The following is a 22,199-nucleotide window of genomic DNA, read 5'->3' on the forward strand; positions in this document are numbered from 1 at the left end:
CATGATTCCCTGGCTCGAGACGAATACGCCGTTTCCGGACGTGTCCGAGGCATTGACCATCGACGCGCCGGGCCTGCTCGCGGCCGGCGCCGACCTCTCGGCGGCGCGCCTGTTACTTGCCTACCAGAATGGAATCTTTCCATGGTTTTCAGAGGGCCAGCCGATCCTGTGGTGGAGCACCGACCCGCGCATGGTCTTGCACACCGCGCGCTTCAAGGTCAGCGACAGCCTGCGCAAGACCCTGCGCCGGATCGAGCGCAGCCGGCTGGAGGGCGGCCGCTGGGACGTGCGCTTCGACACCGCCTTCGAATCCGTAATGCGCGCCTGCGCCGCCCCGCGCCGCGACGGTCCGGGCACCTGGATCTCGGAAGACATCATCGCCGGCTACACCGGCCTGCACCAGCTGGGCTATGCGCACTCGGCGGAAGTCTGGCTCGATGGCGAACTGGTGGGCGGCGCCTACGGCGTGTGCATCGGCCGCATGTTCTACGGCGAGTCGATGTTCGCGCGCGTGTCGGACGCGTCCAAGGTGGCGCTGGCCTACCTCGTCGCCTTCCTGCGCGGGCACGGCGTGGAGCTGATCGACTGCCAGCAGGAGACCTCGCACCTGGCCTCGCTGGGCGCCGCGCCGATCCCGCGCGCGCGCTTCCTGGAGCACCTGCGCGCCGCGATCCGGGAGCCGGCCATCGTCGACTGGGTGGTGGCGCCGCCGCTGCCACCCGAACGCTGAGAATTACAATCTTTCGCTAGAATGAGCAGAAACGCCGGACCGAGAGCTTTGCATGACGCACCTTAACGACCTGCCTTTTTCGACGCTGCAGTTCTACACCACGGCGCCCTACCCGTGCAGCTATCTCGACTCGCGCCAGGCGCGCTCGCAGGTCGCCACTCCCTCGCACCTGATCAACGCCGACGTCTATTCGGAGCTCGTCAAGAACGGCTTTCGCCGCAGCGGCATCTTCACCTACCGGCCCTACTGCGACGGCTGCCGCGCCTGCATCCCGGTGCGCGTGCGCACGGCGGATTTTTCGCCCAGCCGCGGCCAGCGCCGCGCCTGGAAGCGCCATGCCGACCTGGTCGCCATGGTCGCCAACCTGTCGTTCTCGGACGAGCACTACGCGCTCTACCTGCGCTACCAGACCACGCGCCATGCCGGCGGCGGCATGGACCAGGACAGCCGCGACCAGTACGCCCAGTTCCTGCTGCAAAGCCGGGTGAACACGCGGCTGGTGGAGTTCCGCGAGCCGGACGGCACGCTGCGCATGGTGTCGATCATCGACGTGCTGTCAGACGGCCTGTCCTCGGTCTACACCTTCTTCGACCCCGACGTGCCGGGCGCCTCCTACGGCACCTACAACGTCATGTGGCAGATCGACCAGGCGCACGAACTGGGCCTGCCCTACGTCTACCTCGGCTACTGGATCGAGCAGAGTCCCAAGATGGCCTACAAGATCAACTTCCGCCCGCTGGAAGCGCGCATCGACGGGGTGTGGGACGTCCTCGATCGCTGAAAGCGTCGACTAACAAGAGAACACAGGGAACGTCGTTCCCGCGCAGGCGGCAACGACGTTCTCTCTATGTCAGGGCGGTAGCGTCACGCACACGCTGCGCCACCTCCGCCCGCCGCGCAAGTTACAATACCGGCCATCCTTCCCGAGCCGCCCATGTCCGACAAACTCCTCTATTCCCTCGCCCGTCCGCTGCTGTTCTCCCTCGATCCCGAAACAGCCCATAACTTCACCCTGCCCGCGCTGCGCCGCGCCGAGGCGCTGGGACTGCTGCGCCACCACGCGCGTCCCGCCCCGGACCCGCGCACCGTCATGGGCATCACCTTCCCCAACCCGGTCGGCCTGGCCGCGGGCCTGGACAAGGATGGCGCCTACATCGACGGCCTGGCCGCGCTGGGCTTCGGCTTCATCGAGGTCGGCACCGTGACCCCGCGCGGCCAGCCCGGCAACCCGCGTCCGCGCATGTTCCGCCTGCCGCCGGCGCAAGGCATCATCAACCGGATGGGCTTCAACAACGGCGGCGTCGACGCCTTCGTCGCCAACGTGCAGGCCTCGCGCTTCTACCAGGAGAAGCGCGGCGTGCTGGGCCTGAACATCGGCAAGAACGCCGACACCCCGATCGAGCGCGCCGTCGACGACTACCTGACCTGCCTGCGCAAGGTCTACCCCTACGCCAGCTACGTCACGGTCAACATCTCGTCGCCGAACACCAAGAACCTGCGCCAGCTGCAAGGCGCATCCGAACTGGATGCCCTGCTCTCCCAGCTCAAGAGCGAGCAAGCGCGCCTCGCCGACCAGCACGGGCGCTATGTGCCGATCACGCTGAAGATCGCGCCGGATATCGACCTTGACCAGACCCGCAATATCGCCGACGCGCTCCTGCGCCACAAGATCGACGGCGTCATCGCCACCAACACCACGCTCTCGCGCGACGCCGTCAAGGGCATGGCGCATGGCGAAGAAACCGGCGGCCTGTCGGGCGCGCCGGTGCGCGAACTGTCGAACATCGTGGTGCGCGCGCTGAAGCAGGAGCTGGGCGACACCATTCCCATCATCGGTGTCGGCGGCATCATGAACGGCCGCGACGCCAAAGCCAAGATCGACGCCGGCGCCGCGCTGGTGCAGCTGTACAGCGGCCTGATTTACGCCGGCCCTGCGCTGATCCTCGACGCCGCCGCCGCAATAAAAGGCTGAATTCGAGGCCTGAACCACAAGGAGCACAGCATGCAAAAGAACCGTCTCGGCAGGACCGACCTGCACGTGACCCGCGTCTGCCTCGGCACGATGACCTTCGGCCAGCAGAACACCGAAACCGACGCCCACAGCCAGCTCGATTACGCGATCGAACGCGGCATCAACTTCATCGACACCGCCGAGATGTACCCGGTGCCGCCGCATCCGGACACCCAAGGCGCCACCGAGCGCTTCATCGGCAGCTGGCTGAAAAAGAGCGGCAAGCGCAGCGACATCGTGATCGCCTCGAAGATCGCGGGACCGAACCCGGCGATCAACTGGGTGCGCGGCGCGGAGCACAACCATGACGCCGCCAATATCCGCCAGGCCGTCGACGACAGCCTGCGCCGCCTGCAGACCGACTACATCGACCTGTACCAGCTGCACTGGCCGAGCCGGAACGTGCCGATCTTCGGCGCCAACAGCTTCGATCCGCAGAAGGAGCGGCAGCACGTCGCGGTCGAGCAAACGCTGGCAGCGCTGGACGAGATGGTCAAGGCGGGCAAGATCCGCCACGTCGGCGTGTCGAACGAGAGCCCGTGGGGCGTGTGCGAATTCATCAAGCAGAGCGAAGCCAAGGGCCTGCCGCGCATCGCCACCATCCAGAACCTGTACAACCTGACCGCGCGCGCGTTCGAGTCGACGCTGCTGGACGAGGTCTGCTACCGCGAGGACGTGAGCCTGCTGGCGTACAGCCCGCTGGCGTTCGGGCAGCTGTCGGCCAAGTACATCGACGATCCGAAGGCGGTGGGCAGGCTGACGATCTTCCCGCCGACCTGGAGCCCGCGCTACCTGCGGCCCGCGGTGATCGAGGCGACCAAGGAGTACGCGGCGCTGGCACGCGCCAACGGCATGACGCCGGCGCAGATGGCGCTGGCCTGGTGCTATTCGCGCTGGTTCGTGGCCTCGACCATCATCGGCGCGACCAATCTCGCGCAGCTGAAGGAGAACATCGATGCGGAGCAGGTGAGCCTGTCGCCGGAGGTGGTGGCCGCGATCGATGCGATTCATGCGAGGTACACCAACCCAGGCCAGTAAGCGTTTATCCGCCGTCGTCCCGGCGAAGGCCGGGACCCATGGACAGCTTGAGTTGTGGCGCGGTCGCCTCGTGCCTGCAGACTCAGCATGGGTCCCGGCCTTCGCCGGGACGACGTGCTAACGGCGCGTGGCGCCTACGCCGCCTCCCCCATCGGCATCAAGGCCTTCTCGATATCCCCCCGCGTCACCCCCGGCGCAAAGCGCTCGATGAAGTGATACGCATAGCTGCGCAGGTACGCCCCGCGCCTTAGCGCCAGCCGCGTCACGTTCGGCGCGAACAGGTGCGACGCCCCAATCGCGCGCAGGCCCTTGTCGCGCCCATGATCGAAGGCCATCTGCGCCACGATCCCCACGCCCATCCCCAGCGCGACGTACTGCTTGATCACGTCCGAATCCATCGCCGTCAGCACGATGTCCGGCGACAGCCCGGCTTCGACAAACGCCGCATCCACATGCCCGCGGCCCGTATAGCCGACGTCGTAGGTAATCAGCGGATGCGCCGCCAGGTCCTCGATGCGCAGCGGCGTCTTCGACAGCAGCGGATGCCCGTCCGGCACCACGACCAGGTGGCTCCAGCGATAGCAGGGAAACGACACCAGCTCCGGAAACGCCGCCAGGCCTTCGGTCGCAATCCCGATATCCGCCCGCCCCGACAGCACCCACTCCGCGATATGCTCCGGCGCGCTCTGCTGCAAGGCGATGCGCACATTCGGGAAGGCTTCGCGGAAGGCCTGCACCGCTTCCGGCAGCACGTAGCGCGCCTGCGTGTGCGTCACCGCGACGCGCAAGGTGCCGCTGTCCTGGGTCGCATATTCCTGGCTGGCCTGGCGCAGGTTCTCCGCCTCGACCAACAAGCGCTCGACGATCTTGAGGATGCCCTTGCCGGGATCGGTGAGCCCGGTCAGCCGCTTGCCGTTGCGTTCGAAGATGACCACGCCCAGCTCGTCCTCGAGCTCGCGGATCTGGCGCGACACACCGGGCTGCGAAGTGAAGAGCGCATTCGCCACCTCGGTCAAATTAAAGCCTCGACGCACTGCTTCGCGCACGGAGCGCAACTGCTGGAAGTTCATATGCCGCTGCCCTCGTCCACGAATACATGCATGCGGCGCGGCCGCACCACCAGCGTCTCGCCTTCCTTTGGCGCCAGCTTGCCGAAGCGGTCATTCGACATCACCGCCTCGATCAGCTCCGCATTGTCGACGCGCTCCAGGTCCAGCTGGGCCAGCGGCCCGATCGCATGCGCACGCCGCAGCTTGACCACGATGCCCTCGGCGCCAGGCGCATAGCGGTCCACTTCGAGATCGTGCGGCCGCACATAGCCCACCGCCTGCGAATCGCGCACGTCCGCGTGCTGCGGCACATCCAGCTCGACGCCGCCGCTGGCCAGCACGCCTTCGTTCACGCGTCCGTGGAACAGGTTGACGTTGCCGAGGAAGCCGTACACGAAGGGCGAAGCCGGATGGTTGTACACCTGGTCCGGCGTGCCGATCTGCTCGATGTGGCCCTTGTTCATCAGGACCACCTGGTCCGCCACTTCCAGCGCCTCTTCCTGGTCGTGCGTAACGAAGATCGATGTCACGTGCAGCTCGTCGTGCAGGCGCCGCAGCCAGCGCCGCAGTTCCTTGCGCACCTTGGCGTCAAGCGCGCCGAAGGGCTCGTCCAGCAGCAGCACGCGCGGCTCCACCGCCAACGCGCGCGCCAGTGCGATACGCTGCCGCTGGCCGCCCGACAGCTGCGGCGGATAGCGGTCGGCGATCCAGTCCAGCTGCACCAGCTCCAGCAGGCGCATCACCTTCTCGCGGATCTGCTGCTCCGACGGCCGCTCGCCGCGCGGCTTCACGCGCAGGCCGAAGGCGACGTTCTCGAACACCGTCATGTGCTTGAACAGCGCGTAGTGCTGGAACACGAAGCCGACCTGGCGCTCGCGCACGTGGCGACGCGAGGCGTCATCGCCGTCCAGCAGCACGCTGCCCGAATCCGGAAACTCCAGGCCCGCGATAATGCGCAGCAGCGTGGTCTTGCCGCAGCCGGAAGGCCCGAGCAGCGCAGTCAGCTGCCCGTCCGGGAACTGCAGCGACACGTTGTCCAGCGCGGTGAACGCGCCGAACTGCTTGTGGATATTCTTGACTTCGATCGTCATGATCAGTGCTCCGTGGTTCCCGGCTGGCGTGACTGGTGCAGGCGCCATTCGATGAAGGACTTGACCGCCAGCGTCACCAGCGCGAGCAGCGCCAGCAGCGACGCGATCGCGAACGCGGCGGTGAAGTTATATTCGTTGTAGAGGATCTCGACCTGCAGCGGCATGGTGTTGGTCTCGCCGCGGATATGGCCCGACACCACCGACACCGCGCCGAACTCGCCCATCGCGCGCGCATTGCACAGGATGACGCCGTACAGCAGTCCCCATTTGATGTTCGGGAGCGTCACCTTGCGGAAGGTGGCCCAGCCGGATGCGCCCAGCACCAGCGCGGCCTCCTCCTCTTCCGAGCCCTGCGCCTGCATCAGCGGCACCAGCTCGCGCGCGACAAACGGGAAGGTGATGAACACAGTCGCCAGCACAATGCCGGGCACGGCGAACAGGATCTTGATGTCGTGGTCGGACAGCCAGGGCCCGAGCCAGCCCTGCGCGCCGAACACCAGCACGTACATCAGGCCCGCGATCACCGGCGACACCGAGAACGGCAGGTCGATCAGCGTGAGCAGCACGCTCTTGCCGCGGAATTCGAACTTGGCGATCGCCCACGACGCGGCCACGCCGAACACGAGATTCAGCGGCACCGCGATCACTGCCGCGATCAGCGTGAGCTTGATGGCCGACAGCGCGTCGGCGTCCAGGATCGCTTCGACATAAGTGTGCCAGCCGTTCTTCAGCGCCTCGGTGAACACGGCAGCCAACGGCACGAACAGGAACAGCGTCAGGAACGCGAGGGCGACCGTGATCAGCACATAACGCACCCAGGCCGGTTCGAGATGGCTGATCGATGCCTGGCGCGCCGGCGCGTGGGCGACAGCGGGTTTGTTGTCGAGGACCGCGCTCATTTCTTGCCCGCCCGTTTGCGCGTCCACGCCTGCAGCAGGTTGATCGCGAGGAGCAGCACGAAGGACGCGACCAGCATCACGACCGCGATCGCGGTGGCGCCGGTGTAGTCGTACTGTTCCAGCTTGGTGACGATGAACAGCGGCGTGATCTCCGACACCAGCGGGATATTCCCCGCGATGAAGATCACCGAGCCGTATTCACCGGTCGCGCGCGCGAAGGCCAGGGCGAAGCCGGTCAGCAGCGCCGGCAGGATCGAGGGCAGGATCACGCGCACGAAGGTCTGCAGCGGCGACGCGCCCAGGCTGGCGGCGGCTTCCTCCAGCTCGCGCTCGGATTCCTCCAGCACCGGCTGCACCGTGCGCACCACGAAAGGCAGGCCGATGAAGGTCAGCGCGACGACCACGCCCAGCGGCGTGAACGCGACCTTCAGGCCGAAGCGGGTCAGGTACTGGCCGATCCAGCCATTGGCGGAATACAGGGCGGTGAGCGTGATGCCGGCCACCGCGGTAGGCAGCGCGAACGGCAGGTCGACCAGCGCGTCGATCAGGCGTTTGCCGGGGAAGCGGTAGCGCACCAGCACCCACGCGACGATGAAGCCGAACACGACGTTGAGGACGGCGGCGATCAGCGAGGCGCCAAAGCTGAGCCGATAGGAGGCCATCACCCGCTCCGACGTGACCGTGGTCCAGAACGCGTGCCACGACATCGTGAAGGTCTTGAGGAAGATTGCCGACATCGGCACCAGCACGATGAGGGCGAGGTAGAACAGCGTGAAGCCCAGCGTCAGCCCGAATCCGGGAATGACCCTGCCCGGCGCGCCGCGTGGCTTTAGGAAAGAGGACATGGAGGCCTTATTACAATTTCTTCTAATAGGGCTCCATATTCGCACGTGCAAGTCATGAGGCAAACGAAGCAATCTTCATTTGCATAGAAGAGAAGGTCATTTAGCCAAGCTTCAATAGATCAGCTTGGCGGCGACGCCGGTCAGGGTGACGGCCAGCACGCCGCGGGCGATGCGCTCCGGCACCGCGCGCGCCAGCCAGGAGCCGAGGGTGATGCCGGGCACCGAGCCGACCAGCAAGGTGGCCAGCAGCGCCCAGTTGATCGAGCCCAGCCACCAGTGGCCGGCGGCGGCGATCGCGGTCAGGGGCACGGCGTAGGCGATGTCGGTGCCGGCGATCTCCGCGGGCGACAGGCGCGGATACAGCATCAGCAGCAAGGTCGCACCGATGGCGCCGGCGCCAATCGACGAGACCGTGACCAGGGTGCCCAGCACCGCGCCGGCCAACACCGTGCTCACCGTCAACGCCCTGCCCTGCAGTTGGCGGTTCGGGCTGGCGTGGACCCAGGCCAGCAGGCGGGACCGGAACATCAGCGAGATGACCGTGAGCAGCACGGACACCGCGATCGAATAGCGGATCACCTGGCCGATGGCGGGATCGAGCGCGCCGAAGCGATGCAGCGCATAGGTGGCAACGAGCGCGGCCGGCAAGGCGCCGGCGCACAGGCGCAACACGATTTCCCAGTGAACATTGCCTTTGGAGCGATGCGTGACGGTGCCGACTGATTTGGTGAGCGAGGCGAAGGCCAGGTCGGTGCCGACCGCGACCGACGGCGCGACGCCGAACAGCAAGGTCAACAGCGGCGTCATCAGCGAGCCGCCGCCAACGCCGGTCATCCCGACCAGCACGCCAACGGCAAAGCCGCTCAATACGTAGGTTACAGACATGATTACCCCTGAGTTTGAGGTCAAGGGTAAGGGGCGGGGGCCGTTAAGCAAACAACAGCTTACTCATTTGCTTATGCTGACTGTGAAAGAAGAGGTGTGCGCCGACGGAAGCATGGACGCAAGGGATAAATAAAAGATAACGTCGTTCCCGCGGAGGCGGGAACACCATTTTGCTTGCGCGGCCACTACGCTAAAACGTAGCGGTTTGCATAAAAAAATTGGGTCCCCGCTTTCGCGAGGACGACGTTCTCTTTATAGCAGCTGCCTCTGCTAAGCCGATTATTTGTTCGGCTGCGGCGTCACGCGCAGGTACGGGCGCGCTGCCGTAAAGCCCTTCGGATATTTCTTCTTCAGCTCTTCCGGATCCTGCACCGTCATCGGGATGATCACGTCATCGCCATCCTTCCAGTTGCCCGGCGTGGCCACGGTGTAGCCGTCGGTCAGCTGCAGGGCGTCGATCACGCGCAGCACCTCGTCGAAATTGCGGCCGGTGCTCATCGGGTAGGTGATGATCAGGCGAACCTTCTTCTTCGGATCGATGATGAACAGCGAACGCACCGTGGCCGTTGCGGACTGCTCCGGGTGGATCATGTCGTACATCTTCGACACTTTCATGTCCTGGTCCGCGATGATCGGGAAGCCGACCACGGTCTTCTGCGTGTCCTCGATGTCCGAGATCCACTTGCGGTGCTGCTCGGCCGGGTCGACCGACAGCGCGATCGCCTTGACGTTGCGCTTGTCGAATTCAGGCTTCAGCTTGGCGGTCAGGCCCAGCTCGGTCGTGCACACCGGCGTGAAGTCGGCCGGGTGCGAGAACAGCACCACCCAGGAATCGCCCGCCCAGTCATAGAAATGCAGCTTGCCAATCGACGAATCTTGTTCGAAATCGGGGGCGGTGTCGCCCAGACGTAAGGTCATGGTTCTACTCCTTCGGTTGGTTTGAATGCGCCTGCCAAAAAGCACGGACGGACATTGTGCGCCGGGTCGCCCCGGCGCGGACCTGCTAGAAATAACGATTGTAGAGAACCACGCACCAGGTCACCGCCGCCAGCCCGATGGCGAGCGCGACCGCCGCACTGCCGAGGTCCTTGGCGTTCTTCGACAGCGGATGGCGCTCCAGCGAAATGCGGTCGACCACGGCCTCCAGCGCGGAATTGATGATCTCCACGATCAGCACCAGCACCAGCACCCCGATCAGCACCAGTTTCTGGAACGCCGACACCGGCAGCGCCAGCGCCACCGCGGTGGCGATCACGAACACGACGAGCTCCTGGCGGAACGCATGCTCGTGGCGCCACGCGGCCCTGAAGCCGTCGGCCGAGTTGTAAAAAGCGGACAGGATGCGGCGCAGGCCGCTCTTGCTCTTGAATTCGCTGGTCAGGTTTTCCATGAAGTGGTCCGGTTTTGCATCATTAGCATTATGCCTGTTGCGCCACGCTGCTGGCTGAAGCGTTGCCATGACTTTTCGTCATATGGTATAAAGAAGTCGGATTTACTGCAGTGCACCAACCACATCATGAAAATGGACACCGTTGAACCGGCCAAGACTTCGATCCAGGTGATCGAGCGGATGGTAGCTTTATTGGATGCCTTGGCCGCGTATCCGGATCCGGTCAGCCTGAAAGAACTGTCGAAGGTTTCCGGCCTCCACCCTTCCACCGCCCACCGCATCTTGAACGACATGGTGGTCACGCGCTTCGTCGACCGGGTCGAGCCGGGCACCTACCGCCTCGGCATGCGCCTGCTGGAGCTAGGCAACGTGGTCAAGAGCCGCTTGTCGGTCCGCGAGGCGGCGCTCGATTTCATGCGCACGCTGCACAAGAAGACCCAGCAGACCGTCAACCTGTCGGTGCGCCAGGGCGACGAGATCGTCTACATCGACCGCGCGTTCTCGGAGCGTTCCGGAATGCAGGTGGTGCGCGCGATCGGCGGGCGCGGCCCGCTGCACCTCACCTCCACCGGCAAGCTGTTCCTGTCGGTCGACGAGCCCAAGGCGATTCGTGCCTACGCGACGCGCACCGGGCTGGCGGGGCACAACAAGAATTCGATCACCGACCTGAGCAAGCTCGAACGAGAGCTGTCGCTGGTGCGGGCGCGCGGCTACGCGCGCGACAACGAGGAGCTGGAGCTGGGCGTGCGCTGCATGGCGGCCGGCATCCACGACGACAGCGGCAAGCTGGTCGCGGGCTTGTCGATTTCGGCGCCGGCGGATCGCTTGCAGGAAGACTGGCTGGAAGATTTGGTCACGACGGCCGCGCAGATTTCGGCGACCTTGGGATTCCGGCCGGCCAGCGCGGCTTAATCACCCTCTTCTTGAATACCGTCGTTCCCGCGCAGGCGGGAACCCATGGAACGCCTGAGCAGTGGCGACGTCAGCAAGCAAGCCACCACACCGATAAGCCGTCGTTCCCGGCACTGCTGGAAACGACTCCCCGCCTGCGCCGGGACGACGTGCATCTGTTAGCTCAGTGAGGGAATCTTCAATGCCCCGGCGCAGTCACCGTCGACAGCCCCGGCGTGCCCGTAGTGGTCGTGATGGTCGTCGGCGCAGCCGACATTGACGGCAAGGCTGGCGACGCCTGCACCGTGGTGCTGATGGTGGCCGGCGCAGTCGACATCGACGGCAACGCCGGCCTGAGCGATGTCGTCGCAATCGTCATCGCCGCCGCGGTCGGCACCGGCGCCGCCGTCGCGGACGGGGTCACCGCTTCGATCAGGTGCGAGGGCTTCAGGTTCTCCAGCCAATGCCGCACCCTGCCCGCATCCGCGGTACGCGACATCTTCCCTTTCGAATCCAGCAGCACCATGATCACGTTGCGCCCCTGGATGAAGGCCTGCATCACCAGGCAGCGCCCCGCTTCGTTGATGAAGCCGGTCTTCTGCAAGCCGATGTTCCAGTCCGGCTGGGCGACGAGGTAGTTGGTGTTATGGAACTGCATCAACCGCCCGCTCGCCGCAACCGCCGAGCCCGGATCGGTCGTGTACTGGCGCAGCAGCGGCTCCTCGTGCGCCACTTTCACCAGCCTGGCGAGGTCGCGCGCGCTCGAGACGTTGGCGCTGGACAGCCCGCTCGAATCCACATAATGCGTATCGTTCATGCCAAGCGTCCGCGCCTGGGCGTTCATCGCGTCGACGAAGGCGGTGATCCCGCCGGGAAAATTGCGCCCGAGCGCGGCAGCGGCACGGTTTTCGGAACTCATCAGCGCGATGTGCAGCATGTCGCTGCGTTTCAGCCGCGCGCCCACGCGCAGCCGCGAGCTGCTGTGCTTGAGCCGGTCGACATCGGCTTCGGTGACAGTCAGCACTTCGTCCATGTCCTGCTGTGCCTTGACCACCACCAGGCCGGTCATCAGCTTGGTGATCGAGGCGATCGGCAAGGCAACGCTGGAATTTTTTTCGAACAGGACTTCGGAGGTCTGCTGGTCGAGCACCAGCGCGACATTGGACTTGAGGGCCAGCGGATCGTGCGTGGACGACAGGCCCGCCAGTTCGCCCGCGCTCAAGGCCGCGACGGCCGGCGCGGCGCGGCGCACGCGCCTCCACACGACCTTGCGCTTGCCGTGGACCATTTCGATGCGGCGCACCATCTGCTGGCGATTGTCATCCGCAATCGCCTGGGCAACTTCCTTGTGTTTGGTGGCCTTCTTGACATGATGCTTGCTGCTCGCAGCCGAGGCCGGCTCAAGCACCAACATCAAAGACAAAACGGCAGCGAACGCAAGCTTGTACATCTGGAACCTCGGGTGCAAACGGATGAGTACTGCATGAAGTGTAGCGAAAGCCGTCACGAGCGCAAGCGAATTTCCATATCGTGCGCTAGCTTTTGCCACACAACAACAGCAGCTCCTTCACACTTCAGTTTCAATAATACGCTTACTCGGCGAACCGCACGAATGCATCGAGCGATTCGCGCTCGGTCACCAGCGTGTTCTCGATCTTGTCGGGATCGGCCCAGCCCAGCGCCATGCCGCACACCACCAGCTCGCTGTCCTGCAGTTGCAAATGCTGCTTGATGATCTTGTGATAGTGGATGAAGGCGGCTTGCGGGCAGGTGTCGAGCCCGCGCGCGCGCGCCGCCACCATGATGTTCTGCAGGAACATGCCGTAGTCGAGCCAGGAGCCCTGCTCCAGCACGCGGTCGATGGTGAAGATGAAGCCGACCGGCGCGTCGAAGAAACGGAAATTGCGCGCGTGCTGGGCCGCCATGCCCGGCTTGTTGTCGCGCGTAATGCCCAGCAGGGTGTAGAGGTCCCAGCCGACCTTGCGGCGCCGTTCGATGAAGGGCGACACCCATTGGCGCGGGTAATAATAGTAGGCCTCGGTGTGCTCCTTGTTGAGTTCCGGATCGCTGTACGCCGCAAGGATGTCGTCGGTCAGCGCCTGCTTGGCATTGCCAGTCAGCACGTACACCTTCCACGGCTGGATATTCGTGCCGGACGGCGCGCGCGCTGCTACGTCGAGGATCTTCTCGATGTCCTCGCGGGCTACCGGCTTGGGCAGGAATGCCCGGATTGAACGCCGCGAACCAATCGCCGCGTCCACTGCCTCCTGTTGGGGGCTGGAAATCATGTCTTCTCCTTCTTTACAACAAATGCCACGCCCACGACGGCCACGGCCATGCCCAGCAGTCCGGCCGGGCTCAGCGCCTCGCCGAACATCAGCCAGGCCATGACCGCCGTGGTGGGCGGCGTCAGGTACAGCAAGCTCGTCACCTGGGTCGCTTCGTTCCGGCTGATCAATTTGAAGAGCAGGAAAATCGCGCCGATCGACAAGCCGAAAACCGACCACAACAGCGCGCCGATGAAGCGCGCATTCCATTGAACTTGGGACAGCGACAGGTCGAAACCTTCCAGCCAGACGGCCAGCGGCACGATCGCCACCACGGTCGCGGCAAACTGGATCAGGGTGCCGGTGCGCAAATCGAAACTGGGGCAAAAGCGCCGCTGGTACATGGTACCGGCCGTGATCGACACCAGGGCGAGCACGCACAAGGCAATCGCGGCGGGCGCCAGGCCGGCCAGGCTGATCTTCGCGTACACCACCAGCGCGACGCCGGACAAGCCCAGCGCCAGACCGAGCCACTGGCGCGGACGCACGCGCTCGCCGATCAGCGGCGCCGCGAACGCGGTCAGGATCGGCTGCAGGCCGACGATCAGTGCCGACAAGCCGGCCGGCATGCCATGCTTGATCGAGGTCCAGACGCCGCCGAGATAGCCCGCCTGCATCAGCAAGCCGGCCACGGCCATGTGCCCGATGCGGCCGCGCGGCCATGGTGCGCCGGACCATAGCACCACCGGCAACAACACCAGCACGGCCATGCCGCAGCGCAAAATCAGGAAGGTCAGCGGCGGCGCGTACGGCAGGCCGAACTTGGCCGTGACAAATCCGGTGCTCCACAAAAACACGAAGAAAATCGGGATGGGCGACAGCCAGGCGGTGCCGGCGCGGGTCGCGGCGGGAGTGTTCACGGACGAGCTTGCAGAAGCAAAAGATGCGAGTCTAGCACGCCGCTCCCCTCGCCTTAAGGCATGGCATGCATACCGACTGGCTTGCGATAAGGAAACTTCAACACTATTATTTCAGATACAACAAAACAACAATTCAGCCTGTCCATTGTGCGGCGCACCAAAAAGTGCTTGACGTGTCCGGTAAAGTCAGTAAAAATCGATTCTGTTGCGGTGCACAACGACATCGCAGGGTAACCAGCCGTCCCTTTCACCAACTGTTTCAGACCGGAGAACATTATGTTTGCAATTCCCGAGCAGTTCTCGAATGCTACCAAAGCCAATTTCGAATCGCATTTCGCCCTGATGTCCTCGCTGACCTCCAAGACCTTCGAAGGCATGGAGAAGCTGGTCGACCTGAACATCAGCGCTGCCAAGGCCACGCTGGAAGAATCGTCGGCCACGGCGCGCCAGCTGCTGCAAGCCAAGGACCCGCAAGAATTCTTCTCGCTGAGCGCCGCCCAGGCCCAGCCGACCGCCGAGAAAGCGCTGTCGTACGGCCGCCAGCTGGCCTCGATCGCCGCCGGCACCGGCGCCGAGTTCAGCAAGGCTGCGGAAGACCAGATCGTCGAAGCCAACCGCAAGGTGATCTCGCTGGTCGACGAAGTGAGCAAGAACGCGCCGGCCGGCTCGGAGAGCTTTGTCGCCGCCGTCAAGACCGCGATCAGCAACGCCAACGCAGGCTACGAGCAGTTCAGCAAGACCGCCAAGCAGGCTGTCGAGGCGATGGAGACCAACTTCAACGCCGCCGTGAACCAGTTCGGCCAGGCCAGCCGCAAGGCGACCGCCGCAGCCGCTGCTTAATCGGCTAAACGGTTTATACCAAAACGGGGCGGAACCTTCGCGGGTTCCGCCCCGTTTTTCATTTAACGAGCGTCGTCCCCGCGGAGGCGGGGACCCATGCTGAGCGTGCGGGCACGCGGCAAGTGCACACAGCTCACACGTTCTATGGGTCCCCGCCAAGGCGGCCGGCGAGGTCGGAGACGACGGCTTATTCGCCCAGGTAGGCCGCCTGCACGCGCGGATCATGCAGCATATCGTCCGCGTTGCCCGTCATGGTGATCGTCCCCGAGTCCATCACATAGCCCCGGTCCGCCGCCTGCAGCGCCAGCTTCGCGTTCTGCTCCACCAGCAAAATCGTAATCCCCTGCTTCGACACCTCGCGGATCACCTCGAAGATCTTCTCCACCATGATCGGCGACAGCCCCATCGACGGCTCGTCCAGCAGCAGCAAGGTCGGATGGCACATCAGCGCGCGCGCCATCGCGAGCATCTGCTGCTCGCCGCCCGACAAGGTGCCCGCCATCTGCGCCGACCGCTCCTTCAGCCGCGGGAACACCGTGTACCACTTCTCGATATCGGCCTCGATGCCGGCCTGGTCGCGCCGCGTGTAGGCGCCCATCAGCAGGTTCTCGCGGATCGACATGCGCGTGAACACGCCGCGCCCTTCCGGCACCATCGCCAGTTTCTGCTCCACCAGCTTGAACGACTGCTTGCTGTTCAAGGGCTGGCCCAGGTAGGAAATCGAACCCTCGACGCGGCACGCCGGCAGCGTGCCCGTGATCGCCTTCAGCGTGGTGGTCTTGCCCGCGCCGTTGGCGCCGATCAGCGTCACCAGCTCGCCCTTGCGCACTTCGAGGTCGACGCCCTTGACCGCCTTGATGCCGCCGTAGGCCACCTTCAGCCCCGACACCTTGAGAATCGATTCGCTCATTGGTGGGCACCTCCAAGATAAGCCTCGATCACGGCCTGGTTCTTCTGGATCTCGGCCGGCAGCCCTTCCGCAATGCGCTTGCCGTACTCCAGCACCGTGATGCGGTCGCACAGGCCCATCATCAGCTTCACGTCGTGCTCGATCAGCAGGATGGTCCTGCCGTCGGCCTTGATCTTCACCAGCAGCTCGCGCAGCGCCAGCTTCTCGGTCGCATTCATGCCCGCCGCCGGTTCGTCCAGCGCCAGCAGCTTGGGATCGGTCGCGAGCGCGCGCGCGATCTCCAGCCGGCGCTGGTCGCCGTAGGACAGGAAGCGCGCCGTGCGGCTGGCGAACTCGCCGATGCCGACGAAGTCCAGCAGTTCCTGCGCGCGCTTGCGGATCGCCGCCTCTTCCTCGCGCGCGGCCTTGTGGCGGAAGATCGCGCCGAACACGCCCTGGCGCGTGCGCACGTGGCGTCCCACCATCACGTTCTCTAGCGCGGTCATCTCGCCGAACAGGCGGATGTTCTGGAAGGTGCGCGCGATGCCGGCCTTGGCCACTTCATGCGGCGCCGACGGCGAATACGGCTTGCCATCGAGCTCGAAGCTGCCGCTGTCCGGCTGGTACAGGCCGGTGATCACGTTGAAGAAGGTGGTCTTGCCGGCGCCGTTCGGGCCGATCAGGCCGTAGATCTGGCCCTGCTTGATCGTGATGCCGACATCGGTCAGCGCCTGCAGGCCGCCGAAGCGCTTGTTGACGCCGGCGATATTCAAAAGAGTCTGCTCGCTCATCGTTCCCTCACGCCGCCGCTTCGGCTTCATCGGTGTCGGAAGCGGCCATCGGGCGCTCTTCCTTGTTCGGCGATGGCCACAGGCCGGCCGGACGGTTCAGCATGATCAGCACCATCGCCAGGCCGTACAGCAGCTGGCGCAGCACCTCCGCCTCGATGATCACGTGGCCGAACAGCGCCATCTGCGCCGGTTCGACCACGTGGCGCAGCACTTCCGGCAGCGCCGCGAGCAGCACGCCGCCCATCACCACCCCAGGGATGTGGCCGATGCCGCCCAGGACCACCATCGCCAGCACCGCGATCGACTCGGTAAAGGAAAACGACTCCGGCGACACGAAGCCTTGGAAGGCGCCGAACATCGCGCCGGCCACGCCGCCGAACGAGGCGCCCATCGAGAACGCCAGCAGCTTCACGTTGCGGGTGTTGATGCCCATGGCTTTCGCTGCCACCTCGTCCTCCCGGATCGCGACCCAGGCGCGGCCCAGGCGCGAATGCTGCAGGCGGCTGGTGATGAAGATCGTCACCCCGCACAGCAAGAGGAACAGGAAGTAGTACGCGTTCACGGACGGCATCGACAGTCCGAACACGTGCACGGTGGCGCCCGATCCCGGCTCGCCGGCCAGCGACACGCCGCCGATGCGCACCGGGTCGATCATATTGATGCCCTGCGGCCCGTTGGTGAAGTTGATCGGATCGTTCAGGTTGTTCATGAAGATGCGGATGATCTCGCCGAAGCCGAGCGTCACGATCGCGAGGTAGTCGCCGCGCAGCTTCAGCGTCGGCGCGCCGAGCAGCGCGCCGAACATGCCCGCCACCAGCGCCGCCAGCGGCACGATGATCCACACCGACAGGTGGATGCCGTTCTGGGCCACCTCTGGTCCGCACAGCTTGACCAGCCACTCGCCCAGCGCCGGGTAGTTGTCGACCACCGACTGCAGCAGCGCCGCGAACTGCGGCGACGACAGCACGCCGGTGAGATACGCGCCCACCGCGAAGAAGGCGATATAGCCCAGGTCCAGCAGGCCCGCGAAGCCGACCACGATGTTCAGGCCCAGCGCGAGCATGATGTACAGGAGCGCCATGTCGAGGATGCGCACCCAGGAATTGCCGTAGTGGCTGGCGAAGAACGGGAAAGCGATCATCACCGCCAGCAGCAGCGCGATGCTGGCGAAGGACTGGCGCGGCTTGTGCCGGACGTCGAAAGAAAGGAATGCCATTGCTGTCTCCTGTCGCTCAGGCGCGGTCGGCCACGCGCTCGCCCATGATGCCGGACGGGCGGATGGTCAGCACCAGGATCAGCACCACGAAGGCGAAGATGTCCTGGTAGTTCGAGCCGAGGAAGCCGCCGGTGAAGTCGCCGATGTAGCCGGCGCCGAGGCTTTCGATGATGCCGAGGACGATCCCGCCGATCATCGCGCCGTAGATGTTGCCGATGCCGCCGAGGACCGCGGCCGAGAAGGCCTTCATGCCGGGCACGGTGCCCATCGCGAACTGGATCGACGCATAGTTCGCGCCCCACATCACGCCGGCGACGGCGGCCAGCGCGGCGCCGATGGCGAAGGTGGCGACGATCACGCGGTTCGAATCGACGCCCATCAGGCCGGCCACGCGCGGGTTCTCGGCCACGGCGCGCATCGCGCGGCCCAGGCGGGTGCGCTCGACCAGCAGCACCAAGCCGACCATCGCGCACGCGGCCAGCACCAGCAGCAGCACCTGGGTCGGCGAGATCATCGCGCCGGCGATCACGATCGGCTCGGACGACAGCAGCTGCGGGAACGGCAGCGGGCTGCGGCCCCAGATCATCATCGCGATCGTCTGCAGCAGGATCGACACGCCGATCGCGGTGATCAGCGGCGCCAGGCGCGGCGCGTTGCGCAGGCGGCGATAGGCAACGCGCTCGATGATCACGTTGACCAGCGCGCACACGGGGATCGCGCCAATGATGGCGATCGCGAGCTGGGCGTAGCCGGGCAAGCCGGGCGCGTAGACGCCGAGCAGTTTCAGGATCGACAGGCCGACCATGGCGCCGATCATCAGCACGTCGCCGTGAGCGAAGTTAATCAGGTTGAGCACGCCGTACACCATCGTGTACCCGAGCGCGATCAGCGCGTACATGCTGCCTAGCACCAGACCGTTGAGGATCTGCTGGACGAAAGTCTCCATGACTTGCTTGCCTCATTCAAACTAACAAAAACGGCACCCCGGAAAATCCGGTGGTGCCGCTCTGGCATGACTATTGGTTCCGGTCCGCTGCCGGGATGGCAACAGTTTCTTAAGACAAACTACCGAGCGTTGCAATCATAACGAGGTTTTGTGAAAAGTAACATCGGAAGATTGATCGCTACCCTAAAAGCCGTCGTTCCCGGCACTGCCGGAAACGACTCCCGGCGGAGGCCGGGACCCATAGACCGTTCGCTACTTCGGACAGTCAGCATGGGTCCCGGCCTGCGCCGGGACGACGGTTTGAAGCTGGTAATGAATTCAGGCCGCGCTGGCTTTGTCGCCATCCAGCCCCTTCGGCAGCGGGAAGGTGACATTCTCGATTGCCCCATCCAGCACGCGCACGCTGGCCGCGCCCAGCTCCTTGAGCCGCTCGATGACCGCCGCGACCAGCACTTCCGGCGCCGACGCGCCCGCCGTCACGCCGATGCGGCGCTTGCCACTGACCCAGGCCGGATCGATGCCTTCGGCGTTGTCGACCATATACGCCGGCGTGCCCTTCTTCTCGGCCACTTCGCGCAGCCGGTTCGAGTTCGAGCTGTTCGGGCTGCCCACCACGATCACCACTTCCACCTGCGGCGCCATGAACTTGACCGCTTCCTGGCGGTTCGTGGTCGCGTAGCAGATGTCGCCTTTCTTCGGCTCGATGATGTTCGGGAAGCGCGCCTTGAGCGCGGCGATGACGTCCGCCGTGTCGTCGACCGACAGCGTGGTCTGCGACACGTAGGCCACCGCATCCGGATTGGCGACCTGCAGCGTGGCCACGTCAGCCACCGTCTCGACCAGGTGCATGCCTTCTTCGGCCTGCCCCATCGTGCCCTCGACCTCCGGGTGGCCATGGTGGCCGATCATGATGATCTCGCAGCCCTGCTTGCGCATCTTGGACACTTCGACGTGCACCTTGGTGACCAGCGGACAGGTCGCGTCATACACTTTCAGCCCGCGCGACTCGGCTTCCAGGCGCACCGCCTTCGACACGCCGTGCGCCGAGAACACCAGCGTATTGCCGGCCGGGACATCGTCCAGGTCCTCGATGAAGATCGCGCCCTTGTTGCGCAGGTCGTTGACGACGTAGGCGTTGTGCACGATTTCGTGGCGCACGTAGATCGGCGCGCCGAATTGCTGGAGCGCGCGCTCGACGATCTCGATGGCGCGGTCGACGCCGGCGCAGAAGCCGCGCGGCTGGGCGAGCAGAATTTCGTTGTCCATGCGTGTCCTTACAGAACCGAAATCAGTTGTACTTCGAATTGCAGGGTTTGGCCGGCCAGCGGGTGGTTGAAGTCGAAGATGGCCGAGTCGGCGCGCATCTCGCGCAGCACGCCGGCGAACTTGCCGCCGCCCGGCGCGTTGAAGGTGACCAGGTCGCCCACCGCATATTCCTCGTCCGGCACCGAATTGTCGGCCAGCGTCGCCTTCGACACGGCCTGGATCAGGTCCGGGTTGCGCGGGCCAAAGCCGCCTTCGTCCGGGCTCAGCGTGAAGGTCTGGTGCGCGCCTTCCGGCAGGCCCAGCAGCTTTTGCTCGAGAGCCGGGGCGAGCTGGCCCTGTCCCATCATCAGGGTTGCGGGCGTGCCGCCGAAGGTGGTGACGATGTCGTTGCCATCGGCTGCGGCGACGCGGTAATGCAGGGTCAGGTAGGACGATTCCGTGACGACGGCGGGGGTTGCGTTGGACATATTCTTTCTTCTGACAGGCAAACCCTTATTGTAAGCCACGAAGCGGACTCGCCGCCGCGGCCGTGGCCGTTTTTTGAGCAGTCCGGTATCGGAGTGGACGAAGCTTCAACAAAATGCGGCAGCGACGTTCACTCGGGAGGCGCTGTGGCAATCAAGGAATGGCCGGAACAGGATCGTCCGCGCGAGCGGCTGGTGCGCGAGGGCGCGCCGGCGCTGTCGAGCGCGGAGCTGCTGGCGATCTTCCTGCGCGTGGGCGTGCGCGGGCAAAGCGCGGTCGAGCTGGGGCAGGCGATGCTGGAACACTTCGGCTCGCTGCACCGCCTGCTGCACGCGACGCTGGCGGAATTTTGCGAGGTCAACGGAGTTGGGCTGGCCAAGTACGCCCAGCTGCAGGCCGTGCTGGAGCTGGCGCGCCGCGCCGCCCGCGAAGAACTGCTGCGCGAGCCGATCTGTTCGCCGGACGTGGCAAAAAATTACCTGCGCATCAAGTTCGGCTGCCAGCCGCATGAATCCTTCGTCGTGCTGTTCCTCGACGTGAAGAACCGGCTGATCGATTATCAGGAAATGTTCACGGGGACGCTCACGCAGACCAGCGTCTACCCGCGCGAAGTGGTCAAGGCCGCGCTGCGGCGCAATGCTTCAGGGGTGGTACTGGCCCACAACCATCCGTCCGGCGTGTGCGAACCCAGCGATGCCGATGTCCACCTGACCAATGCGCTCGTGCAAGCGCTGGCCCTGGTCGACGTGCGCGTGCTCGACCATTTCGTGGTGGCGGGACAACACATCCATTCGTTTGCGGAACACGGACAGCTCTAGTGCGGCGCTTTGAACGGCAAGCGCGTTGCCACGGCACGCTTGCCTGGACGCGAACCAACTACGTCAACAATGACCCGCCCCAGTTCCTGGGCGGCGCACCGGGCTCGCTGCAGCTCAAGCCCTACGGCGCCATCACGCCGGGCAAGACCGGCAATGTGCTGGCCTATGACCCTGCCCAGTTCCGGCCCCTGATTCCGGGCGTGGACCGCGTGCACACGGCGCTGCGCGGCAAGCTGAAGATCAACGACAACACCGCAGCCTGCGCGGACCTGCTGTACAGCTATTCGAAGGCCGACGAAACGTTGCGTTTCCACATGGGCGATACCCCTTCGTCATAAATGTTAAATTTCCGCGATTTAATGAGAAACAATTTTTTTCCGCAAGTGATTGAATTCCCTTCGCTTTTTCAGCTATACTCTTGTTTTTCCGATTTTGGAACATTACTAAGGAGTGCGCTATGGCACGTGTCTGCCAAGTTACTGGGAAGGGACCGATGGTTGGTAACAACGTCTCCCACGCCAACAACAAAACCAAACGCCGTTTCCTGCCCAACCTGCAGAACCGTCGCATTTTCGTCGAATCCGAGAACCGCTGGGTCTCCCTGCGCATTTCGAACGCCGGCCTGCGCGTGATCGACAAGCTGGGCATCGACGCTGTCCTCGCCGACATGCGTGCCCGCGGCGAGAAAATCTAATTTAGGGAGCAGCAAACATGGCAAAAACTGGCCGCGACAAGATCAAGCTGGAATCGACCGCAGGTACCGGTCACTTCTACACCACCACCAAGAACAAGCGCACCATGCCGGGCAAGATGGAAATCATCAAGTTCGACCCGAAGGCACGCAAGCACGTTCAGTACAAAGAAACCAAGATCAAGTAATCTGATCCCGTTTCCACCGAAAGAGCCGCCCACCCAAGTGCGCGGCTCTTTTGTTTTGTCCGCCGGACACGTC

General features: G+C 64.5%; 25 protein-coding genes and 1 pseudogene. 10 read left to right on the top strand and 16 right to left on the bottom strand.

The window, feature by feature from the left end; translation table 11 throughout:
* Position 1: 1 nt before the first annotated feature.
* The 4 genes from aat (at position 2) to NX778_RS09055 (ending at position 3,779) form a co-directional block, all read left to right on the top strand.
* Positions 2–730 (top strand): leucyl/phenylalanyl-tRNA--protein transferase, encoded by a 729-nt coding sequence (gene aat / locus NX778_RS09040; protein WP_258811395.1) that lies wholly within the window; start codon positions 2–4, stop codon positions 728–730.
* Between the two features lie 52 nt (positions 731–782).
* Complete coding sequence (locus tag NX778_RS09045; RefSeq protein WP_258811396.1) at positions 783–1,511, top strand: arginyltransferase; 729 nt, start codon at positions 783–785, stop codon at positions 1,509–1,511.
* A gap of 153 nt (positions 1,512–1,664) precedes the next feature.
* Positions 1,665–2,702 carry a quinone-dependent dihydroorotate dehydrogenase gene (locus tag NX778_RS09050; RefSeq protein WP_258811397.1) on the top strand — a complete coding sequence of 346 codons (1,038 nt, stop codon included), beginning with the start codon at positions 1,665–1,667 and terminating at the stop codon, positions 2,700–2,702.
* A 30-nt stretch (positions 2,703–2,732) separates the two neighbouring features.
* Positions 2,733–3,779: an aldo/keto reductase gene (locus tag NX778_RS09055; RefSeq protein ID WP_258811398.1), complete on the top strand. Its 1,047-nt coding sequence runs from the start codon at positions 2,733–2,735 to the stop codon at positions 3,777–3,779.
* Positions 3,780–3,913: 134 nt separating this feature from the next.
* On the opposite strand, the gene NX778_RS09060 is transcribed toward NX778_RS09055, so the two are convergent.
* From NX778_RS09060 to NX778_RS09090, 7 genes are all read right to left on the bottom strand, one after another.
* On the bottom strand, positions 3,914–4,849 hold the full coding sequence (locus NX778_RS09060; protein ID WP_258811399.1) for a CysB family HTH-type transcriptional regulator: 936 nt from the start codon (positions 4,847–4,849) through the stop codon (positions 3,914–3,916).
* On the bottom strand, positions 4,846–5,919 hold the full coding sequence (locus tag NX778_RS09065; protein ID WP_258811400.1) for a sulfate/molybdate ABC transporter ATP-binding protein: 1,074 nt from the start codon (positions 5,917–5,919) through the stop codon (positions 4,846–4,848). The genes NX778_RS09060 and NX778_RS09065 overlap by 4 nt, the downstream gene beginning before the upstream one ends.
* Before the next feature lie 2 nt (positions 5,920–5,921).
* On the bottom strand, positions 5,922–6,818 hold the full coding sequence (gene cysW / locus NX778_RS09070) for a sulfate ABC transporter permease subunit CysW (RefSeq protein WP_258811401.1): 897 nt from the start codon (positions 6,816–6,818) through the stop codon (positions 5,922–5,924).
* Positions 6,815–7,663 carry a sulfate ABC transporter permease subunit CysT gene (cysT, locus tag NX778_RS09075; protein WP_258811402.1) on the bottom strand — a complete coding sequence of 283 codons (849 nt, stop codon included), beginning with the start codon at positions 7,661–7,663 and terminating at the stop codon, positions 6,815–6,817. Before cysT ends, cysW begins: the two co-directional genes overlap by 4 nt.
* A gap of 111 nt (positions 7,664–7,774) precedes the next feature.
* A complete protein-coding gene (locus NX778_RS09080) occupies positions 7,775–8,548 on the bottom strand; it encodes a sulfite exporter TauE/SafE family protein (protein WP_258811403.1) in 774 nt (257 codons plus the stop codon).
* A 279-nt stretch (positions 8,549–8,827) separates the two neighbouring features.
* Positions 8,828–9,466: a peroxiredoxin gene (locus NX778_RS09085; protein WP_258811404.1), complete on the bottom strand. Its 639-nt coding sequence runs from the start codon at positions 9,464–9,466 to the stop codon at positions 8,828–8,830.
* Positions 9,467–9,551: 85 nt separating this feature from the next.
* Positions 9,552–9,938, bottom strand: coding sequence for a diacylglycerol kinase (locus tag NX778_RS09090; protein ID WP_258811405.1), 387 nt, complete (start codon positions 9,936–9,938; stop codon positions 9,552–9,554).
* A 126-nt stretch (positions 9,939–10,064) separates the two neighbouring features.
* On the opposite strand from NX778_RS09090, the gene NX778_RS09095 reads away from it, so the two are divergent.
* Complete coding sequence (locus NX778_RS09095; protein WP_258811406.1) at positions 10,065–10,850, top strand: IclR family transcriptional regulator; 786 nt, start codon at positions 10,065–10,067, stop codon at positions 10,848–10,850.
* Between the two features lie 412 nt (positions 10,851–11,262).
* Here NX778_RS09095 and pbpG read toward each other — a convergent pair.
* The 3 genes and pseudogenes from pbpG to NX778_RS09110 all read right to left on the bottom strand — a co-directional run.
* Positions 11,263–12,279 (bottom strand): annotated as a pseudogene (pbpG, locus tag NX778_RS09100) (D-alanyl-D-alanine endopeptidase); the annotation flags it as partial.
* 142 nt (positions 12,280–12,421) lie between these two features.
* Positions 12,422–13,117, bottom strand: a complete 696-nt coding sequence (locus NX778_RS09105) for a nitroreductase (RefSeq protein WP_258811408.1) — start codon at positions 13,115–13,117, stop codon at positions 12,422–12,424.
* Complete coding sequence (locus NX778_RS09110; RefSeq protein WP_258811409.1) at positions 13,114–14,016, bottom strand: DMT family transporter; 903 nt, start codon at positions 14,014–14,016, stop codon at positions 13,114–13,116. Before NX778_RS09110 ends, NX778_RS09105 begins: the two co-directional genes overlap by 4 nt.
* Positions 14,017–14,292: 276 nt before the next feature.
* Between NX778_RS09110 and phaP the strand changes: the two genes are divergently transcribed.
* Positions 14,293–14,856 (top strand): TIGR01841 family phasin, encoded by a 564-nt coding sequence (phaP, locus tag NX778_RS09115; RefSeq protein WP_258811410.1) that lies wholly within the window; start codon positions 14,293–14,295, stop codon positions 14,854–14,856.
* 187 nt (positions 14,857–15,043) lie between these two features.
* Here the strand turns inward: phaP and NX778_RS09120 are convergent, their stop codons facing one another.
* The 6 genes from NX778_RS09120 to NX778_RS09145 form a co-directional block, all read right to left on the bottom strand.
* Positions 15,044–15,766 (bottom strand): ABC transporter ATP-binding protein, encoded by a 723-nt coding sequence (locus NX778_RS09120; protein WP_258811411.1) that lies wholly within the window; start codon positions 15,764–15,766, stop codon positions 15,044–15,046.
* Entirely contained in the window at positions 15,763–16,536 is a 774-nt protein-coding gene (locus tag NX778_RS09125) for an ABC transporter ATP-binding protein (RefSeq protein ID WP_258811412.1), read from the bottom strand. The genes NX778_RS09120 and NX778_RS09125 overlap by 4 nt, the downstream gene beginning before the upstream one ends.
* A 7-nt stretch (positions 16,537–16,543) precedes the next feature.
* The gene (locus tag NX778_RS09130; RefSeq protein ID WP_258811413.1) at positions 16,544–17,752 is read right to left on the bottom strand and encodes an ABC transporter permease subunit; all 1,209 of its coding nucleotides are present in this window, start codon (positions 17,750–17,752) and stop codon (positions 16,544–16,546) included.
* Positions 17,753–17,768: 16 nt separating this feature from the next.
* Positions 17,769–18,698 carry a branched-chain amino acid ABC transporter permease gene (locus tag NX778_RS09135; RefSeq protein WP_258811414.1) on the bottom strand — a complete coding sequence of 310 codons (930 nt, stop codon included), beginning with the start codon at positions 18,696–18,698 and terminating at the stop codon, positions 17,769–17,771.
* Positions 18,699–19,016: 318 nt separating this feature from the next.
* The gene (ispH, locus tag NX778_RS09140) at positions 19,017–19,964 is read right to left on the bottom strand and encodes a 4-hydroxy-3-methylbut-2-enyl diphosphate reductase (protein WP_258811415.1); all 948 of its coding nucleotides are present in this window, start codon (positions 19,962–19,964) and stop codon (positions 19,017–19,019) included.
* 8 nt (positions 19,965–19,972) lie between these two features.
* Positions 19,973–20,431, bottom strand: a complete 459-nt coding sequence (locus NX778_RS09145) for an FKBP-type peptidyl-prolyl cis-trans isomerase (RefSeq protein ID WP_258811416.1) — start codon at positions 20,429–20,431, stop codon at positions 19,973–19,975.
* A 144-nt stretch (positions 20,432–20,575) separates the two neighbouring features.
* Here NX778_RS09145 and radC point away from each other — a divergent pair, with 144 nt between their 5' ends.
* The 4 genes from radC (at position 20,576) to rpmG (ending at position 22,126) form a co-directional block, all read left to right on the top strand.
* Positions 20,576–21,247, top strand: coding sequence for a RadC family protein (gene radC / locus NX778_RS09150; RefSeq protein ID WP_258811417.1), 672 nt, complete (start codon positions 20,576–20,578; stop codon positions 21,245–21,247).
* Complete coding sequence (locus NX778_RS09155) at positions 21,247–21,585, top strand: hypothetical protein (protein ID WP_258811418.1); 339 nt, start codon at positions 21,247–21,249, stop codon at positions 21,583–21,585. The genes radC and NX778_RS09155 overlap by 1 nt, the downstream gene beginning before the upstream one ends.
* Positions 21,586–21,704: 119 nt before the next feature.
* Positions 21,705–21,941, top strand: coding sequence for a 50S ribosomal protein L28 (rpmB, locus tag NX778_RS09160; protein ID WP_025511730.1), 237 nt, complete (start codon positions 21,705–21,707; stop codon positions 21,939–21,941).
* A 17-nt stretch (positions 21,942–21,958) separates the two neighbouring features.
* Complete coding sequence (rpmG, locus tag NX778_RS09165) at positions 21,959–22,126, top strand: 50S ribosomal protein L33 (protein WP_258811419.1); 168 nt, start codon at positions 21,959–21,961, stop codon at positions 22,124–22,126.
* The last annotated feature ends 73 nt before the right edge of the window (positions 22,127–22,199 follow it).

Origin of the sequence: Massilia terrae (genome assembly GCF_024753145.1) — a bacterium.
GTDB lineage: Bacteria > Pseudomonadota > Gammaproteobacteria > Burkholderiales > Burkholderiaceae_D > Telluria > Telluria terrae.

What these genes read in the sequence shown, in the direction of transcription:
- NX778_RS09045 (WP_258811396.1), top strand. Translation starts at nt 783, where the DNA reads ATGACGCACCTTAACGACCTGCCTTTTTCGACGCTGCAGTTCTACACC.
- NX778_RS09090 (WP_258811405.1), bottom strand. Translation starts at nt 9,938, where the DNA reads ATGGAAAACCTGACCAGCGAATTCAAGAGCAAGAGCGGCCTGCGCCGC.
- NX778_RS09105 (WP_258811408.1), bottom strand. Translation starts at nt 13,117, where the DNA reads ATGATTTCCAGCCCCCAACAGGAGGCAGTGGACGCGGCGATTGGTTCG.
- NX778_RS09050 (WP_258811397.1), top strand. Translation starts at nt 1,665, where the DNA reads ATGTCCGACAAACTCCTCTATTCCCTCGCCCGTCCGCTGCTGTTCTCC.
- aat (WP_258811395.1), top strand. Translation starts at nt 2, where the DNA reads ATGATTCCCTGGCTCGAGACGAATACGCCGTTTCCGGACGTGTCCGAG.
- NX778_RS09080 (WP_258811403.1), bottom strand. Translation starts at nt 8,548, where the DNA reads ATGTCTGTAACCTACGTATTGAGCGGCTTTGCCGTTGGCGTGCTGGTC.
- NX778_RS09065 (WP_258811400.1), bottom strand. Translation starts at nt 5,919, where the DNA reads ATGACGATCGAAGTCAAGAATATCCACAAGCAGTTCGGCGCGTTCACC.
- NX778_RS09145 (WP_258811416.1), bottom strand. Translation starts at nt 20,431, where the DNA reads ATGTCCAACGCAACCCCCGCCGTCGTCACGGAATCGTCCTACCTGACC.
- NX778_RS09095 (WP_258811406.1), top strand. Translation starts at nt 10,065, where the DNA reads ATGAAAATGGACACCGTTGAACCGGCCAAGACTTCGATCCAGGTGATC.
- NX778_RS09060 (WP_258811399.1), bottom strand. Translation starts at nt 4,849, where the DNA reads ATGAACTTCCAGCAGTTGCGCTCCGTGCGCGAAGCAGTGCGTCGAGGC.
- ispH (WP_258811415.1), bottom strand. Translation starts at nt 19,964, where the DNA reads ATGGACAACGAAATTCTGCTCGCCCAGCCGCGCGGCTTCTGCGCCGGC.
- cysW (WP_258811401.1), bottom strand. Translation starts at nt 6,818, where the DNA reads ATGAGCGCGGTCCTCGACAACAAACCCGCTGTCGCCCACGCGCCGGCG.
- phaP (WP_258811410.1), top strand. Translation starts at nt 14,293, where the DNA reads ATGTTTGCAATTCCCGAGCAGTTCTCGAATGCTACCAAAGCCAATTTC.
- NX778_RS09120 (WP_258811411.1), bottom strand. Translation starts at nt 15,766, where the DNA reads ATGAGCGAATCGATTCTCAAGGTGTCGGGGCTGAAGGTGGCCTACGGC.
- NX778_RS09085 (WP_258811404.1), bottom strand. Translation starts at nt 9,466, where the DNA reads ATGACCTTACGTCTGGGCGACACCGCCCCCGATTTCGAACAAGATTCG.
- NX778_RS09130 (WP_258811413.1), bottom strand. Translation starts at nt 17,752, where the DNA reads ATGGCATTCCTTTCTTTCGACGTCCGGCACAAGCCGCGCCAGTCCTTC.
- NX778_RS09055 (WP_258811398.1), top strand. Translation starts at nt 2,733, where the DNA reads ATGCAAAAGAACCGTCTCGGCAGGACCGACCTGCACGTGACCCGCGTC.
- NX778_RS09125 (WP_258811412.1), bottom strand. Translation starts at nt 16,536, where the DNA reads ATGAGCGAGCAGACTCTTTTGAATATCGCCGGCGTCAACAAGCGCTTC.
- cysT (WP_258811402.1), bottom strand. Translation starts at nt 7,663, where the DNA reads ATGTCCTCTTTCCTAAAGCCACGCGGCGCGCCGGGCAGGGTCATTCCC.
- rpmB (WP_025511730.1), top strand. Translation starts at nt 21,705, where the DNA reads ATGGCACGTGTCTGCCAAGTTACTGGGAAGGGACCGATGGTTGGTAAC.
- NX778_RS09135 (WP_258811414.1), bottom strand. Translation starts at nt 18,698, where the DNA reads ATGGAGACTTTCGTCCAGCAGATCCTCAACGGTCTGGTGCTAGGCAGC.
- rpmG (WP_258811419.1), top strand. Translation starts at nt 21,959, where the DNA reads ATGGCAAAAACTGGCCGCGACAAGATCAAGCTGGAATCGACCGCAGGT.